Origin of the sequence: Sphingobium lignivorans, assembly GCF_014203955.1 — a bacterium.
Lineage (GTDB): Bacteria > Pseudomonadota > Alphaproteobacteria > Sphingomonadales > Sphingomonadaceae > Sphingobium > Sphingobium lignivorans.
Map to the genome: position 1 here is coordinate 1,415,814 of NZ_JACHKA010000001.1, position 15,691 is coordinate 1,431,504.

The following is a 15,691-nucleotide window of genomic DNA, read 5'->3' on the forward strand; positions in this document are numbered from 1 at the left end:
AGCGTCTGCCTATAGGGCGGCGCATGTCAGATGAACGCGAAACGGGCAGCAGGCTCGACCCGAAATTCGACGCCGACGGCCTCATCACCGCCGTCGCCAGCCATGTCGACACTGGCGAAGTGCTCATGCTCGCGCATATGAACCGCGAAGCCCTCGATGCCACCATCAAGACGGATCGTGCGCACTTCTGGTCGCGCAATCGCCGGAAGCTCTGGCGCAAGGGCGAGGAGTCCGGCAACGAGCTTCACGTCGTGGATATGCGGATCGATTGCGATCAGGATGCCGTCTGGCTGCTGGTCCGGCCGATGGGCCCGGCCTGCCATACCGGCGCGCGGAGCTGCTTCTATCGCCGCGTGACTGCCAAGGGCCTGGAGCGGATTGACGGGCAGAGCTGATGGCCGTTCGCGTCCGTCAGGCAGGGCTGATGGCGTGCGCCGCGCTCATGCTTGTCCAGTGCAGCGGCGCTGACGACATGCCCGCGCCGGACGCCGCATCGCGTGACATGAGCCCGGCCGCCGAGGAACTCGATGCGCTGGCGCTGGAAAGCGGCGCATTGCCTGACAGTGCCGCTCTCGATCCCGCAGGCCGTTACGGCCGGCGCTATGAGGGCGGGTCGGACAGCCTGTGCCTTGTCCCGGAAGAAGCCGCGCGCGGACGCTATCGCTTCGGCGTCGAGAGCCGGATCGGCGCGGACGAATATTGCCGGGGCGCCGGGCGTGCCCGCCTCTCGGCCGGCAAGATGCTGCTGCGCTTCGAGGGGGCCGGCAGGGACTGCCTGATCGTCGCGCGCTATGAAGGCGACAGGGTGGAGATGCCGGGGGGACTGGATTTGCGCTGTGCGGCGCTCTGTTCGAGCCGCGGCTCGTTCGCCGGGGTCAGTTTCCCACGCGTGGATCGCAGTGCTGAAGCGGCGCGCGCGATGCAGGACTCGCGCGGACGTCCATTGTGCCGTTGACGTAAACGTAAGGCTCGGTTAGCATATCGTCATGTCCAAGCCCATGATGATCGCCGGCATCCCGCAGCCCGAGCAGGACGGGCGCGCGGAATTCACCATTACCGACCTTTGCCAGGAATTCGGCGTCACGCCGCGGGCGCTGCGTTTCTACGAGGACGAGCAGCTCATCGCGCCGCGTCGCCAGGGACTTGCGCGGGTTTACAGCCAACGCGACCGTGCCCGGCTTGCCTGGATTCTGCGGGGTAAGCGCGTCGGCTTCAGCCTTGCCGAAATTCGCGAGATGATCGACCTTTACGATGCTGGCGATGGACGCAGGAGCCAGCGCGAGGTGACCATCGACAAATGCCGCGACCGGATCGCGTTGCTCCAGCGCCAGCGCCAGGACATCGACGAGGCGATTGCGGAACTGAAGGGGTTCATCACGCTGGTCGAAGAGAGCCAGCTTGGCCCCGGGACTGAATGACCTTCGAAGAGCTCGCCCTTCTTGTAAAGGATGCGCTCTAAACTGCTGTTTCATGGCTTTTTCGGATTTTCCATCGATCTGAAAAAGCTCTAGTCGTTGATCCACCGCGCCGTTCCAGGAGAGAGAGATGCCCAGCTATACCGCGCCCGTTGCCGATACGCTTTTCGTGCTGGATGAAATCGTCGGGTTGGACAGGCTGGCCAATGTCCCGGGCTTCGCGGCGGCATCGTCGGATATCGTTCAGGCCGTTCTCGAGGAAGGCGGCAAGTTCGCGGCCGAAGTGCTCTATCCGCTGAATGCGGTGGGGGACCAGATCGGCTGCACGCGCAACGAGGATGGCACGGTCACCGTGCCGCCGGGCTTCAAGGAAGCGTTCGACCAGTTCGTGGCGGGCGGCTGGACGACGCTGCATGCGCCGGAAGCCTTTGGCGGGCAGGATCTGCCGATGGTGCTCGCGATCGCGGTCGAGGAATTCTTCACTGCGGCGAACCATGCCTTCAATATGTATCACGGGCTGACCGGGGCGGCAGTTTCGGCGATCCTCGCCAAGGGCAGCGAGGAGCTGCAGCAGAAATATGTGCCGAACATGGTCGCCGGCACATGGTGCGGCACGATGAACCTGACCGAGCCCCATTGCGGGACGGATCTTGGCCTCATCAAGTCGCGCGCCGAGCCGCAGGCGGATGGCAGCTACCGGATCACCGGCACCAAGATCTTCATTTCCGGCGGCGAGCATTCGATGGCGGAGAACATCATCCATCTCGTGCTTGCCAAGACGCCGGGCGCGCCGGCGGGCAGCAAGGGCATCTCGCTGTTCCTCGTGCCCAAGTTCATGGTCGGCGAAGACGGCACGCTTGGCGCGCACAATGCCGTCTCCTGCGGCTCGATCGAGCACAAGATGGGCATCCACGGCAATGCCACCTGCGTCATGAATTATGACGGGGCGACCGGCTGGATGATCGGCGAGGAGAACAAGGGGCTCGCCGCCATGTTCATCATGATGAACCAGGCGAGGCTGGGCGTGGGCGTGCAGGGACTGGCGCAGGCGGAAGTCGCTTACCAGCAGGCCGTCCGCTATGCCATGGATCGCCGGCAGGGGCGCGCGCTCACCGGCCCGGCCGAGCCGGACCAGCCCGCGGATACGCTGTTCGTCCACCCCGATGTTCGCCGCATGCTCATGGAAGGCAAGGCTCTGACGGAAGGCCTGCGCGCCCTGCTGCTCTGGGGCGCATTGCAGGTCGATCTCGCCAAGCTCGCGCCGACCGAGGAAGAGCGCCAGGCGGCGGATGACCTGATCTCGCTGCTCACGCCCGTCATCAAGGGCTACGGCACGGACAAGGGCTTCGATGTTGCCGTCCTCGCGCAGCAGGTTTTCGGCGGGCACGGCTATATTCAGGAATGGGGCGTGGAGCAGAATGTGCGCGATGCGCGCATCGCCATGATCTACGAGGGCACCAATGGGGTGCAGGCGATGGACCTCGTCGGGCGCAAGCTGCCGAAGGACGGCGGGCGCGCCATCCAAGCGTTCTTCCGCATCGTGGGCGAGGATGTCGCGGCGGGCAAGGCCGTGCCGGAAACCGCCGCGATCGCGGAGGCGCTGGAGAAGGCCAATCAGCAGCTTCAGGCGGCGACCATGTGGCTCATGCAGAACGCCATGACCAACCCGAACAACGCGGGCGCCGCAGCCTACGCCTATATGCACATCATGGGCATCGTCTCGGTCGGCCTGATGTGGCTGCGCATGGCGCGGGCGGCGCAGGCGAAGATCGCGGCGGGCGCGGAGAATGGCGACTATCTCAATGCCAAGCTGGTGACCGCGCGCTATTTCGCCGAGCGCATCATGCCCGAGGCGGGCGCCCTGCGCCGCAAGATCGAGGGTGGTGCCGAGGCGCTGATGGCGCTGCCGCCCGAGGCCTTCCTTACCGCCGCCTGACGCGGGGCGGCTCTTCCTCGCGGGGACGGGGCTGGCCCTCATGGAGGCCGGCTGCCGTCCCCTTTTTGCGCCAAGAACCAACAAGCGCCTTGCATTGTCCGCGCTTCCCGGCATGATCGTATATTATCGACGATCTGGGCGATTGTTCCCGCGGGATGGGGCGGTGGTCCTGCATGAGGAGGCGGACCATGGACGTGACACGCAAGGGATTTCTGGGACTGGCGGCCGGCAGTCTGGCGGCGGGCGCGATGGCGGGCCGGTCCGTCACGGCGACGGCCGCCACCGCGAAGTCGGCAGATGCGGTCCGGCCCGCTCACCGGACGCTTATCAAGGGCGCGGACATCATCACCATGGACCCTGCCCATGGCGAGATACTGGGTGGCGATGTCCTCCTTGACGGCGGGAAGATCGTGGCGGTGGGCAAGGGGCTGACCGCTGACGGCGCGGAAATCATCGATGCGCGCGGCATGATCCTGATGCCGGGCATGATCGACAGCCACCGGCATGTCTGGGAAGGCATGGACAACGGCGTCGTCGCCAAGATCTCCAAGACCGTGAATTACTACAATGAATACAAGCTGCGCACGATGGTCTCATACACGCCGGAAGATGCGTGGCTGGCCCAATATGCCAGCGCCATCCAGGCCATTGATTCCGGCGTCACGTCGCTCATCGATTATTGCCATATCTTCCATACAGCGGAACTGGCCGAGCAGGCGGCGCGCGGGCTGATCGATTCCGGCATCGCCGGGACCTTCTGCTACCAGGTGTCTCACTCGCCAACCTACAAGCCGGGCGACACGGTCAAATGGGATGATGCCAATGCCATGCGCAATGCCCCGGCGGACGAGCAGCACTGGCAGACGGTGCGACTCCTGCAGGAGCGCGTCTTCACCGGCAAGGACGGGCTCGTGCGGTTCGGCCTGTGCGCCAGCCCCGGCTTTTCCGACCGGCCCATGACGGAAATTCGTGACGAGCTGGCGAAGATGCGGACATTCGAGCCACACATCATCGCGCAGCACCATCGCCGCTCGCATGTCCAGCGGCCGCCGGAAGTGTTCAACCAGTTCAGCCAGCTCGGCGAATGGGGGCTGCTCGGGCCGGACTATCATGTTTCCCACGGCACCGGCTTCATCGACGAGGAGCTCGACATGTGCCGCGACACCGGCACGATGATCTGCGCGACCACCATGGGCGAGCACAGCTACCCCGATCCCTCGGTCCATGGCCGCGCGCGCCAGAGGGGCGTGGCGGTCGGCATCGGCGTCGACGGGGCGCTGGCCTTCACGCATGACTATTTCCAGCATGTGCGCGGTGCCTTCTACAATCTGTTCCGCACGGACATCGGCAAGGAAATCGCCTCGGCCTATCAGGGCGAGGACGTGCTGGATTTCGTGACGCGCCTCGGCGCCCGCTCGATCCGGGAGGATGGGGTGACCGGCACGATCAGCGCGGGCAAGCGGGCGGACATGCTGCTGCTGAAGACCGACCGGATCAATTTCCCGATCACGGGCCTGCTCGCCGATCGCGTCGTGAATTATTCCAACCAGCCGGACATCGACACGGTGTGGATTGCCGGCGTGGTGCGCAAGCGCGCGGGGCGCATGGTCGGCGTGGACATGGCGGCGCTTAAGGCGAAGATCAACGAGGCGTCCACCCGCATCAACCGGGACGGTGCGACCATCCGTTTCGTTTGAGGAAGCGCGGGGCCGCCGGTCGCAGGCTGGCCTATCGGCCTCCGAGCGCCGCCGGAGCGGGATCTGCCGTTCCCGCAGCTTTCGGCAGGAAGCGCCTGGCGTCGGCGCGGGGCAGGGGCGCGAGTTCGCCGCTCTGCATGTCCGCGACCGGCCGTGCGCTTTCGGGCAGGCGGCTATTGCTCTTGCCTGCGCGGTCATCGGCCAGCAGGCGCGGGGCCTGCGGGATCGGAACCCGCCGCGTCATGCACTTGATGCGCGGCGTATCGGGAAACTCGTCGCAATTGTAGAGCATCCGCTCGATTCCGCTGTCCTTCATGCGCAGATAGGAGAAGGACATGGATGTCAGGTTGCTCTCCGCGACCGGGAAGCTGCGCGGCGTGGCGCGCGGATCGGTCCATGCAAGCAAGCGGCACTGATCGCGCCCGGCGCACAGCTGGGACGCGGCCTGCGCATAACGTGCGGGGTCGCCGCCCTTGTCGATCGTCATGGCGAAGCCATTGCCGTCCGGGTCCATCGCCACGAGCCGGCCCGGGCCGATCCGCTGGCCGATATGTTCCGGTCCGATCGCGAGGGGGCGGGCCGTGTCGTCGATCAAGGTGCCGGGCAGCCCGGTGAGGGCGAAGGGATCCTCCTCGCCACGATGCGCCGGGGAAAGCGCGGCGAGCTTCGCGATCACCGGTTCCGCAGCGATGGCAAGCGCGCGGGCGAAGGCGCCGGGCGTTCCCCACCAGCCTTTCCAGCGGAAGAAGAGATGCGTGTCGACGGCGGTGACCTTGTCGAGAGACTTGCTCCAGTAGGGCATCACCCAGTCCGTATGATAATGGGTGCTGTGGCCGACGGGGGCATAGACATCGCCCGCCAGCATGGCGCCGGCCAGTGCCCGGGCGCGCGTCCAGGCCGCGAGCGCGGGGGCGCGGCCCATGGCTCCGTCGCAGGTGAAAGTGAACTGACAGCCGGTGTTGCGCTCCTGCCCCTGAAAGACGACGCCGCAGACGGTCTTGGGGAAGGCGGGATGGCGCAGGCGATTGAGCACGACCTGTCCCACTGCCCGCTCTCCCGTCGGATCGTCCCCGGCTTCGTAGATCATCGCTGCGGCGAGGCAGTCCACGGCGCGCTCGCGAGCGGCCGTGTCGCCGCTGAAATGGAAGGGGCGGGCGGCGGGATTGGGATCGGCAGAGAAGGGGATGGCGGCGTTGAGCTTGCGCGCCTCATCCGGCTTGGAGGCATCGAGCACCAGCGGCTCGACGACGGGAACGGGGCTATCGGCGCGGGGCGTGCCGGGAATAGGCGCGCTGACCGCATCCTGCGACCCGCGCGTGCCCGTTCCATTGAAGCCGAACAGGCCGATCGCCATGGCCGCGACAAAGGCAAGGACAAGCGCGGCGGCGAGCCACCGCCGGCCCATTTCAGGCCGCTCAGCAATCATGCTCTGGCTTGTCATGTTTCTTTCCCACGTCAGAGTGGCGCTATCTGTGCCTCCTGCCGCAGTTTGACAAGATGCAAGCGGCGGAGCGAGGCCGGCGCGGGAGCGACAGTCTCATTTCGAGAAACTCCGAGGGCCGGAGGTAAACGACTTTGCGGCCCCGGCGAGTGGTGCTGAGGGGGCGGAGATTCGCCGCTATTTCGGGCCGGAACCTCTCCACGTGACCAGTCTGCTAGGCGGTCCCAGGCGGCGTGGACAAATTCCGACGCGATGGCGGCGCGCTCATCTCGTCATGAACGACGTCATCCCGGACTCGATCCGGGATCCCGCTGCCTTGAACATCGCCGGTCCAGCCGGTTTGAAGAAAAGGAGAAGCGGGATCCCGGAGCAAGTCCGGGACGACGAACGAAAATGGCCGAAAAACTCGCTTTTGGTTCCCTCAAAGTCCGGGGAACTGGTCCACGCCGCCTAGGCTTCCGGGAGGAAATCCGGCACCGAGAGATAGCGCTCGCCGGTATCGTAATTGAAGCCGAGCACTCTGGCGCCGCTCGGGAGCTCCGGCAGCTTCTGGGCGATGGCGGCGAGCGTCGCGCCGGACGAAATGCCCACCAGCAGCCCTTCCTCGCGGGCGGCGCGGCGGGCATAATCCTTGGCATCGTCCGGTGCCACCTGGATGACGCCATCAAGCAGGGCCGTGTGCAGATTGGTGGGGATGAACCCGGCGCCGATGCCCTGAATGGGGTGCGGACCCGGCGCGCCACCGCTGATGACCGGCGAGAGGGTAGGCTCCACGGCGAAGACCTTCAGCCCCGGCCAGGCCTGCTTGAGCACTTGCGCGCAGCCGGTGATATGGCCGCCGGTGCCGACGCCGGTCACCAGCGCGTCGAGCGGTTCGTCCGCGAAATCGGCAAGGATCTCCTGCGCGGTCGTGTGGACGTGCACGTCGATATTGGCGGGATTCTCGAACTGCTGGGGCATCCAGGCGTCTGGTGTCTCCTCGACGATCTGAAGCGCCCGCTCGATCGCGCCCTTCATGCCCTTCTCGCGCGGGGTCAGGTCGAAAGACGCGCCGTAAGCCAGCATCAGCCGGCGACGCTCGATGCTCATGCTCTCGGGCATGACGAGGATCAGCTTGTAACCCTTCACCGCCGCCACCATCGCGAGGCCGATGCCGGTGTTGCCGGACGTGGGCTCCACGATCGTGCCGCCCGGCTTGAGGCTGCCGTCCTTCTCGGCCGCCTCGATCATCGAGAGGGCGATGCGATCCTTGATCGATCCGCCGGGATTGGAGCGTTCCGACTTCACCCAGACCGGCGCGTCGCCGAAGAGCCTGTTGATGCGGATATGAGGCGTGCCGCCGATCGTATCGAGGATGGATGAGGCTTTCATGGCCGGTCTCCTGTCAATTTTTCTGCCGAACGAAAATCGGGAAAAGCTTGGGGCTTTGCAAGAGCGCAATGCCGGATTGTTCCTGCATCATGCGGTTCCTTCGGGCCGTCGGCGGGCAGCGTCGTGCGATGGCCGCAGATGCTCTTCCGGTGGATCGAAGGTGCGGGCCCGGCGCAATTCGGGGAAAAGGCGTGACCACCAGAGGGTGATGACGAGAGCGCCCGCGCCGCCGACCAGGACGGCGGCCACCGGGCCGATCAGGGCCGCGAGGAAGCCCGATTCCGCTTCGCCCAGTTCGTTGGAGGCCGAGATGGTCATCAGCGAAACGCTGGAGACCCGGCCGCGCATCTCATCGGGCGTGTGAAGCTGGATGAGCGACTGACGCACATAGACGGAGAACATGTCGGCGCTGCCCCATGCCGCCATGGCGAGCAGCGCGACCAGGATCGCGATCTGCTGCGGCATGAAGGCGGTGAGGCCGAAGACGACGGTGGCGATGCCGAAGACGCCCACGGAGATCAGCATCTTCAGGCCGACATTGTGCCGCAGCGGCCGGAAGGAAAAGATCAGCGCCGTGATGCCCGCGCCGACGCCGGGCGCTGCCGCGAGGTGGCCGAGGCCCGCCGAACCGACATGCAGGATGTCGCGGGCATAGACGGGCAGCAGCGCCGTGGTGCCGGCCAGCAGGACGGCGAAGAGATCGAGCGTGATGGCACCCAGGACGAGCCGGTTGGTGCGCACATAGACGAGGCCATCCAGCACCTGCCGGAGCGGGTGGCGGTCCCTCTGCGGGGGCGCCTGAGGCACGTGGCCGACGATCATCATGCCCACCACCGCGCACAGGAAAAGGCCGGCGCTGGCGAGATAGGCATAATGCGGCTTCATGGCATAGGCATAGCCCGCGACGGCGGGGCCTATGATGCTGGCGGCTTGCCAGGCCATGCTGCTGAAGGCGATGGCGCGAGGCAGCAGATGCTTGGGCACGATATTGGGCGCGAGCGAGCCGATCGCCGGGCCCTGGAAGGCGCGCGCGAAGCCGAGCACCGCGGCAAGGCAGAAGATGAGCGGCAGGCTTATCCAGCCTTCATAGCTGGACAGCGCCAGTACGCCGGCGCAGCAGAGCAGGATGCTGAGCGTCACCATGGCGATGCGGGTGCGCTGGAAATTATCGGCCACGAGGCCCGCAAAGGGCGTCATCACGAAGACGACGCAGAACTGGATGAGGCCGATCAGCCCGAGTTGCGCGGCGGACTGGGCAGGCCCCATGGTTTCCCGCGCGATGTTATAGGCCTGCCAGGCGATGATGAGCGCCATGCCCGTCGCGCCCAGGATGGTGCAGAGCCGCACGACCAGATAGGCCCGGAAGGCAGGGATCTGCAGGGGATGAGACGGTTCGGCCGATCCCCCGGTTTCCTCTGGCTCGCTGCTGGAAGAGGGACTCGCCATGACCGGTTCCTTGGCTCAAGCGATGACCGCGCGCAACGGCGCAAAGCTTGGCGGCGCTAAAGTTTTTGCCTGTCCGACGGATGAAGCGCGGGACGGGTAGCGGGGCGATTCAGGAAACAGCCACCGCGGCATGGGGCCCGGAGGCGGGGGAAAGTGATCCCGTCACCTCCCCCGCCGCCAGTGCTGTTCCTCAGGTCAGAAGGCGGCTTTCGCAGCGCCGCCCATCATCTGCTGCCGCACCAGCGGGATCGGCGGCCCGCCATAGCTCAGGAACTCGTCATGGAAGGCTTTCCACGCCGCGCGACCGCCGCGCGATGCCGTCCAGTCCGCGCGCAGCTTGCGGATCAGCAGCTTGCCCATCGTGTAGTTGAGATAGGCCGGATCATAAGTGCCGCGCGCGGCCTGCTGGCGGGCATTGCCTTCATCCTGATAGCATTCCTCCCGGAACATCTGCTCGGACTGTTCCTGCGTCATGCGCCCCGAGTGCAGTCGGATGGCCGACAGATAGCGGCAGTTGCGCAGCAGCGCGTTGGAGAGCTGGCCGATCTGGGTTTCCGGATCCCCTTCGTTGAGGCCGGCCTCCCACATCATCTCCTCGGTATAATGGGCCCAGCCCTCGGCGAAGGCATAGCCCACGAACACGCGCCCGAAGAGCGAGGGTGATCGGTTGGCATGCAGGAACTGGAGGAAGTGGCCCGGCATCACTTCGTGGATCGAAGTGAAGAGCAGGTCCTTCTTTCCGGGAATGAACGCCTCCTGCACGGCCTTGGGCCATGAGGGATCGGGCGGCGAGATATAATAGATGGAGGGGATGCCCTTCTCGTACGGCCCCGGGGGATCGATATAGGCGGAGTTCTGCCGGTTATAGGGCGGGCTTTCCTCGACCAGCGCCTGCTCCGTCCCCGGGATGCTGACGAGATCGTGCTTCTGGACGAAGGCCCGCAGCACCGGGATCTGCCGCCGCGCCTCGGCGACCGGACCGTCCGCAGGCTTGTCCTCGTTCATTTTCTCCATGCAGTCGGCAATGCCCTTGCCGGGCGCGAAGCGAGCGCAGGCGGCTTTCAGCGCCTCCTGATTGCGCTTGAGGTCGGCGACGCCGATGGCCTCCAGCTCGTCGAGCGGCGTGTCCACCATCTCGGTCGCTGCCAGCATGCGCGAGAAGCGATCGGCGCCCAGCGCAAAATCCTGCGTGGCAGTGGCGCGGTTGCTTTCCAGCCAGTCGGCCAGCTCCTTCATGGCGTGGGAGGCAGCGCCGGCAGCGGCATCGAACTCCGCTTGCAGGGCCGGGTCATTCACGCTGGCGAAGGCGGCCTTGGCGTCGCCTGCATAATAGTCCGCAAAGCCCTGAAAACCCGCCTTGCCGTAATTGATGAAACTCACCGGCATCGGCGTCTTCAGATTGGCGCGGATCTGTGCGGCGGCCGTGGGCACGCGCCGGAAGAAAGCGATGATGGCCTTCATCCGCGTCGGTGCATCGGCATAGTTGCGGGCGATGTAGACATTGGGATCGAGCCCGCCGCCGACATAATAAGCCGGGTTGCGATAAGGCTCGCCCGCATCGGTGAGCCAGAACAGCCGGGCACGGGCGACGGCGACCAGATAATCCCGCTCGAACGCCTCTTCCTTGCTGAGCGCGCCGGCCTTGAACGCCTGCGCCTGCGCGATCGACTGGGTCAGGAATGTCTCCTGCCCCTTGAGGCCGGCGGGGCTCCAGTCGGGCAACTGCCCGTCGAAATCGTGGCGCCCCTGATAGATGGCGAAGGACGGATCATGCTGGAACAGGCTTTCCAGAAACGAATCCCGGAAGCTTGCCCAGTCCGCCGGAGCGGAAACATCGGTTGCGGTGGAAGGCGGCCCTCCGTCGGCAAGCGTGGGTGCGCATGCGCCCAGCGTCAGCGCGGCAAGAGCCGGCGCGAGCATCAGCGCAAGTCGGCGGGTGTGGATCATGAAAACGCCTCCCGTGAGTCTGCCGCCCTGAACGGCGCCGGCAGACTGGCTCGGCGCTCCGGCCTTGTCCAGTGCGCGAGAGAGCGGGAGCGATAAATGCGGAGCGGGGAAGGGAAGGCGGGTGCGGCAGGCAAAAAAAGGCCCGGCGGGAACCCACGCTCCGCCGGGCCTAGTATGAGCACTGGGTTTGGCCAGCGCCCTTCGGGTCGCCAGCCGTGACTAGGAGAAGAAGGTTAACAAGATGCGAAGAAATGTAATCTTTTGCATCGTGAAACAGATTATGCGGGCACGAAAGTGACTCCCCGGGGGCTTGCGAGCCCTTGCTGTTGCAGCGCCGCTCTTTCAGCCCTGCGAGAGATCCAGCCCCTCGATCGCCGACAGGATGACGGAGACGGCAGCCCGCTCTTCCGCGCTGAGCTCCGGCCGCCAGATGTCGAACAGCAGGACGACGCGCAGGGCGCTGCCCCGGTTCCACGCTTCGTGCTCCACGCTGTCGTCGAAGATCAGGAGCTTGCCTTCCTCCCATGCGCGCTGTTCCGAGCCGCAGCGGAAGCCGCAACCGGGCGGAACGATCAGTGGCAAATGGCAGATGAGCCGCGTGTTGAGCAGGCCGGTATGCGGTTCGATATGCGTGCCCGGCCGGAGCATCGACCAGATGGCCAGCGGCCCGCGTCCGGGAACGCGGGCGAGATCGGGCAGGGTCAGCGCATCCATGGTGGCCGGGCAGCGGGCGGCATGCTCTGCCACGACCTCGCCATCGCGCAGGAAATAGAAGGAGCTCCAGCGCGGATCGTCCCGCAAGGGATTGTTCGCCGGGGGGCGCGCGGCACTGGTCTGCACATAAGGCGTGAAACCCACATCGTCGGCAAGCGCGGCTTCCAGCTCCGCGCGGAGCGCCGGCGTGCGGCTTTCCATCTCTGCCGCCCAGGGGAATTCCGCCCGCTCGTAGAAATAACGCTGCGGCAGGCCGGGGAAGTAGAACATGTTGGGTTGCTGGAGATACAGCGTCACCCGGCCGAGCACGAGATCGACGGCATGGCGCACGCGCGGCGAAGCGCTGGCGACGTCCCCGATCCGCGCCTCGAGATGCGTGGAGAAGTGATCGCTGTTCTCGGCCACATGGGTGCGCGCGCGTTCAAGCAGGGGATGCAGCGCCGGTGGCACGGCGCTAACGCCCGCCTGCGCGAGCGCGGTACGGAAAAAGCTGGTGGCGGCGCGCCGGTCGCCGGCCTTCTGCTGGGCCTCGCCCATGGCGAGCAGGGCCTGCAGCTGGCGCGGCTCACGCGCGAGGATGGACGCCAGCGCCGCGATCTCGCCTTCCACATCGCCCGCACGCGCGCAGGCATGGGCCAGCAGCATCGGCGGGGGATCGGCCATGTCGGCAAGCATGGCGCGCGCTTCCGCCACGCGCCCGGCCCGCAAGGCCTCGACGACGGCGCGCTCGCCCGGCTGCGCCGTCGCCATCAGGCGAGGCTCACGAAGCTGTCGAGCACGCGCTTGGCGCCGGCCTGCTCGAAATCGATCTCCAGCTTGTTGCCCTCGATGGCGGTGACGCGGCCATAGCCGAACTTCTGGTGGAAGATGCGCATGCCGACGCTGATATCATCCCGCCCCTTGTTGCCAAGGCTGACGGCGCTCTGCCGCGCTTCCACGATGCGGGTGGGCTCGCGCGTGAACTGGCCCTGCGCGCGCTGCCAGCCGGGGCCGCGACCCGAGCCGCGGGCGACATTCGCGAAAGGATCGTCCCGCTCGGACCAGTTGGCGCGCCACAGGCTCGCGCCGCCGCTCATGGTGGTTTCGACGTCCGTTGTCTCCTTCGGCAACTCGCCGATGAAGCGGGAAGGAATGGAACTGGTCCACTGGCCATAGACCCGCCGGTTGGCGGCATGGAGGATATAGCAGCGCCGCCGGGCCCGCGTGATCGCCACATAGGCAAGGCGCCGCTCTTCCTCCAGCGCCGAGAGCCCGCCCTCGTCCAGCGACCGCTGGGAGGGAAACAGGCCATCTTCCCATCCGGCCAGGAACACAGTGTCGAATTCGAGCCCCTTGGCGGCATGGATGGTCATGATGGTGACCTTCGCTTCCTCCTGCGCCCCCTCATTGTCCATGACGAGGCTGACATGCTCGAGGAAGGCGCCGAGCGTCTCATAATCCTCCATGGCGCGCGCCAGCTCCTGGAGGTTCTCGAGCCGGCCGGACGCCTCGGTGGAGCGCTCCGCCTGGAGCACCGCGGTATAGCCGCTCTCATCCAGAATCTGCCGGGCAAGATCGGCATGGTTCATGGTGGTGGCGAGATCGCGCCAGCGGGCAAGATCACCGATGAAGCGGCCGAGCGCCCGGCGCGCCTGCGGCGTCAGCTCGTCGCTATCCACGATCCGCGCCGCGGCGAGGCTCAGCGGCACGCCCTCGGCGCGGGCGAGGCGATGGACCTTCTCCACCGCCTTGTCGCCCAGGCCACGCTTGGGCACATTGACGATCCGCTCGAAAGCGAGATCGTCCGCAGGCTGGTTGACGAGGCGCAGATAAGCGAGCGCGTCGCGGATCTCGGCCCGCTCGTAGAAGCGATAGCCGCCCACGATGCGATAAGGCATGCCGATCTGGATGAAGCGATCCTCGAACTCGCGGGTCTGGAACTGCGCGCGCACGAGGATGGCGATGTCATCCGCCCGCACGCCCTGCCGCTCCAGCCCTTCGATCTCGTCGCCGACGCGGCGGGCTTCCTCGGGCCCGTCCCACACGCCGATGACGCGCAGCTTCTCGCCCTCGTCGGCCTGCGTCCACAAGGTCTTGCCGAGCCGGCCGCCATTCTGCGCGATGACGCCGGACGCGGCGGCCAGGATATGGGGTGTCGAGCGGTAATTCTGCTCCAGCCGGATGATCGCCGCGCCGGGGAAATCCCGCTCGAAACGCAGGATGTTCGCCACTTCCGCGCCGCGCCAGCTGTAGATGCTCTGGTCATCGTCGCCCACGCAGCAGATGTTCTTGCGGGTCTGCGCGAGGAGCCGCAGCCAGAGATACTGGCTGGTGTTGGTGTCCTGATACTCGTCCACCATGATGTAGCGGAAGCGCTGCTGATACTGCTCCAGCACCTCACGGTCCGTGCGGAACAGGGTCAGCATGTGCAGCAGCAGATCGCCGAAGTCGCAGGCATTGAGGGCGCGCAGCCGATCCTGATAGGCGGCGTAGATTTCCGCGCCCTTGCCATTGGCGAAGGCCTCGCTCTCGCCGGCATCGACGTCCTTCGGCGTGAAGCCCTTGTTCTTCCACCGGTCGATGAGCGCGGCGAGGGCGCGGGCGGTCCAGCGCTTCTCGTCTATGCCGGCGGCCTGGATGATCTGCTTCATCAGGCGCAGCTGGTCGTCCGTATCGAGGATGGTGAAGTTGCTTTGCAGGCCCACCAGCTCGGCATGGCGGCGAAGCATGCGCGCGCCGATGCTGTGGAAGGTGCCGAGCCAGGGCATGCCTTCCACCGCCGGGCCGATCATCCGCCCGACGCGCTCGCGCATCTCGCGCGCCGCCTTGTTGGTGAAGGTGACGGCAAGGATCTCGGACGGGAAGGCGCGCCGGGTCGCCACCAGATGGGCGAGGCGCGCGGTGAGCGCGGCCGTCTTGCCCGTGCCGGCGCCGGCAAGCACCAGCACCGGGCCCTCGGTCGTGAGCACGGCCTCGCGCTGGGGGGCATTGAGCCCTTGCAGATAAGGCGGGTCGGCCGGGGAGGGGGAGGGAACTGTCATCTCAGGTGAACAGCTAGGGAACGAAATGAGTCGGAGCAAGGGCTTCGCCGCATTCCGGCGACTGTCCGGCCGGGACGCCGCGACATGCCGCCGCACGGGCACGGCGGATGGTGGAACCCCTTGTCTCCACGCGGATTGTCAGGGGTACCCGCATGTCGACCGCGAAAAGATATCAATCTGGAAAGGATGCCACCATGCGTTTTCTGACTCTGCTTGCCGGCCTCGGCGCCGCCTCGACGATGGCTCTTGCCGTCCATGCGCAGGATATGCAGCCGGCGCAGCCCTCCACCGAGCCGATGACCCAGCAGCCCATGCCTCCGGGCCAGACGCCGCCGCCGCCCGCGGACGGGACGGCACCCATGCCGCCGGCAACCACGCCGACGCCCGACAGCGCCACGCCGCCGCCGCCCCCGCCGCCGCCTTCAGCTTATAACGCGACCCCGACTTCGCCCCCGCCGGGCCAGATCGAGATGGCGCCGCCCCAGCCGGTGGAGCAGGCCGCGCCCCAGCCGCCGCAGGAGTATCCCGTCTGCTCGCGCACAGTGAAGGACGGCTGCCGCAATCCGGGTGAGCGCGACCCCGGCTGAGCCGGCGCGAACGACCCGAGCGAATCGATAGCCCGCGGCCGCCGTCCCTTGAGGCGGTCGCGGGTTTTCGCGTGGGCCGGGGGGAATTTCCGGACATTTTAGGACAGATAAAAGCGA

General features: G+C 66.5%; 13 protein-coding genes. 7 read left to right on the forward strand and 6 right to left on the reverse strand.

Features of this window, described 5'->3' with window-relative positions:
- The first annotated feature begins 23 nt into the window (after positions 1-23).
- From hisI to HNP60_RS06545, 5 genes are all read left to right on the forward strand, one after another.
- Positions 24-395: a phosphoribosyl-AMP cyclohydrolase gene (hisI, locus tag HNP60_RS06525; protein WP_184151655.1), complete on the forward strand. Its 372-nt coding sequence runs from the start codon at positions 24-26 to the stop codon at positions 393-395.
- A complete protein-coding gene (locus HNP60_RS06530) occupies positions 395-955 on the forward strand; it encodes a hypothetical protein (protein ID WP_184151658.1) in 561 nt (186 codons plus the stop codon). The genes hisI and HNP60_RS06530 overlap by 1 nt, the downstream gene beginning before the upstream one ends.
- Positions 956-986: 31 nt before the next feature.
- Positions 987-1,418 (forward strand): MerR family transcriptional regulator, encoded by a 432-nt coding sequence (locus HNP60_RS06535; protein ID WP_184151661.1) that lies wholly within the window; start codon positions 987-989, stop codon positions 1,416-1,418.
- 127 nt (positions 1,419-1,545) lie between these two features.
- A complete protein-coding gene (locus HNP60_RS06540) occupies positions 1,546-3,351 on the forward strand; it encodes an acyl-CoA dehydrogenase C-terminal domain-containing protein (RefSeq protein WP_184151664.1) in 1,806 nt (601 codons plus the stop codon).
- 188 nt (positions 3,352-3,539) lie between these two features.
- Positions 3,540-5,048 (forward strand): amidohydrolase family protein, encoded by a 1,509-nt coding sequence (locus tag HNP60_RS06545; RefSeq protein WP_184151667.1) that lies wholly within the window; start codon positions 3,540-3,542, stop codon positions 5,046-5,048.
- 31 nt (positions 5,049-5,079) lie between these two features.
- Here HNP60_RS06545 and HNP60_RS06550 read toward each other — a convergent pair whose 3' ends face one another.
- Positions 5,080-6,489: a cell wall hydrolase gene (locus HNP60_RS06550; protein ID WP_184151670.1), complete on the reverse strand. Its 1,410-nt coding sequence runs from the start codon at positions 6,487-6,489 to the stop codon at positions 5,080-5,082.
- A gap of 274 nt (positions 6,490-6,763) precedes the next feature.
- Here HNP60_RS06550 and HNP60_RS06555 point away from each other — a divergent pair, with 274 nt between their 5' ends.
- A complete protein-coding gene (locus HNP60_RS06555) occupies positions 6,764-6,943 on the forward strand; it encodes a hypothetical protein (protein ID WP_184151673.1) in 180 nt (59 codons plus the stop codon).
- Here the strand turns inward: HNP60_RS06555 and cysK are convergent.
- From cysK to HNP60_RS06580, 5 genes are all read right to left on the reverse strand, one after another.
- Complete coding sequence (gene cysK / locus HNP60_RS06560; protein ID WP_184151676.1) at positions 6,940-7,860, reverse strand: cysteine synthase A; 921 nt, start codon at positions 7,858-7,860, stop codon at positions 6,940-6,942. The genes HNP60_RS06555 and cysK overlap by 4 nt on opposite strands.
- A gap of 87 nt (positions 7,861-7,947) precedes the next feature.
- The gene (locus HNP60_RS06565; protein ID WP_184151679.1) at positions 7,948-9,306 is read right to left on the reverse strand and encodes an MFS transporter; all 1,359 of its coding nucleotides are present in this window, start codon (positions 9,304-9,306) and stop codon (positions 7,948-7,950) included.
- Between the two features lie 195 nt (positions 9,307-9,501).
- Positions 9,502-11,253 carry a DUF885 domain-containing protein gene (locus HNP60_RS06570; RefSeq protein WP_184151682.1) on the reverse strand — a complete coding sequence of 584 codons (1,752 nt, stop codon included), beginning with the start codon at positions 11,251-11,253 and terminating at the stop codon, positions 9,502-9,504.
- 342 nt (positions 11,254-11,595) lie between these two features.
- Positions 11,596-12,717 carry an aspartyl/asparaginyl beta-hydroxylase domain-containing protein gene (locus HNP60_RS06575; RefSeq protein WP_184151685.1) on the reverse strand — a complete coding sequence of 374 codons (1,122 nt, stop codon included), beginning with the start codon at positions 12,715-12,717 and terminating at the stop codon, positions 11,596-11,598.
- Positions 12,717-14,987, reverse strand: coding sequence for an ATP-dependent helicase (locus tag HNP60_RS06580; protein ID WP_184151688.1), 2,271 nt, complete (start codon positions 14,985-14,987; stop codon positions 12,717-12,719). The genes HNP60_RS06575 and HNP60_RS06580 overlap by 1 nt, the downstream gene beginning before the upstream one ends.
- Before the next feature lie 194 nt (positions 14,988-15,181).
- Between HNP60_RS06580 and HNP60_RS06585 the strand changes: the two genes are divergently transcribed.
- Complete coding sequence (locus HNP60_RS06585; RefSeq protein ID WP_184151691.1) at positions 15,182-15,574, forward strand: hypothetical protein; 393 nt, start codon at positions 15,182-15,184, stop codon at positions 15,572-15,574.
- Positions 15,575-15,691: the final 117 nt, after the last annotated feature.

What these genes read in the sequence shown, in the direction of transcription:
- cysK (WP_184151676.1), bottom strand. Translation starts at nt 7,860, where the DNA reads ATGAAAGCCTCATCCATCCTCGATACGATCGGCGGCACGCCTCATATC.
- HNP60_RS06550 (WP_184151670.1), bottom strand. Translation starts at nt 6,489, where the DNA reads ATGACAAGCCAGAGCATGATTGCTGAGCGGCCTGAAATGGGCCGGCGG.
- HNP60_RS06565 (WP_184151679.1), bottom strand. Translation starts at nt 9,306, where the DNA reads ATGGCGAGTCCCTCTTCCAGCAGCGAGCCAGAGGAAACCGGGGGATCG.
- HNP60_RS06580 (WP_184151688.1), bottom strand. Translation starts at nt 14,987, where the DNA reads ATGACAGTTCCCTCCCCCTCCCCGGCCGACCCGCCTTATCTGCAAGGG.
- HNP60_RS06585 (WP_184151691.1), top strand. Translation starts at nt 15,182, where the DNA reads ATGCGTTTTCTGACTCTGCTTGCCGGCCTCGGCGCCGCCTCGACGATG.
- HNP60_RS06530 (WP_184151658.1), top strand. Translation starts at nt 395, where the DNA reads ATGGCCGTTCGCGTCCGTCAGGCAGGGCTGATGGCGTGCGCCGCGCTC.
- hisI (WP_184151655.1), top strand. Translation starts at nt 24, where the DNA reads ATGTCAGATGAACGCGAAACGGGCAGCAGGCTCGACCCGAAATTCGAC.
- HNP60_RS06555 (WP_184151673.1), top strand. Translation starts at nt 6,764, where the DNA reads ATGAACGACGTCATCCCGGACTCGATCCGGGATCCCGCTGCCTTGAAC.
- HNP60_RS06545 (WP_184151667.1), top strand. Translation starts at nt 3,540, where the DNA reads ATGGACGTGACACGCAAGGGATTTCTGGGACTGGCGGCCGGCAGTCTG.
- HNP60_RS06570 (WP_184151682.1), bottom strand. Translation starts at nt 11,253, where the DNA reads ATGATCCACACCCGCCGACTTGCGCTGATGCTCGCGCCGGCTCTTGCC.
- HNP60_RS06540 (WP_184151664.1), top strand. Translation starts at nt 1,546, where the DNA reads ATGCCCAGCTATACCGCGCCCGTTGCCGATACGCTTTTCGTGCTGGAT.
- HNP60_RS06535 (WP_184151661.1), top strand. Translation starts at nt 987, where the DNA reads ATGTCCAAGCCCATGATGATCGCCGGCATCCCGCAGCCCGAGCAGGAC.
- HNP60_RS06575 (WP_184151685.1), bottom strand. Translation starts at nt 12,717, where the DNA reads ATGGCGACGGCGCAGCCGGGCGAGCGCGCCGTCGTCGAGGCCTTGCGG.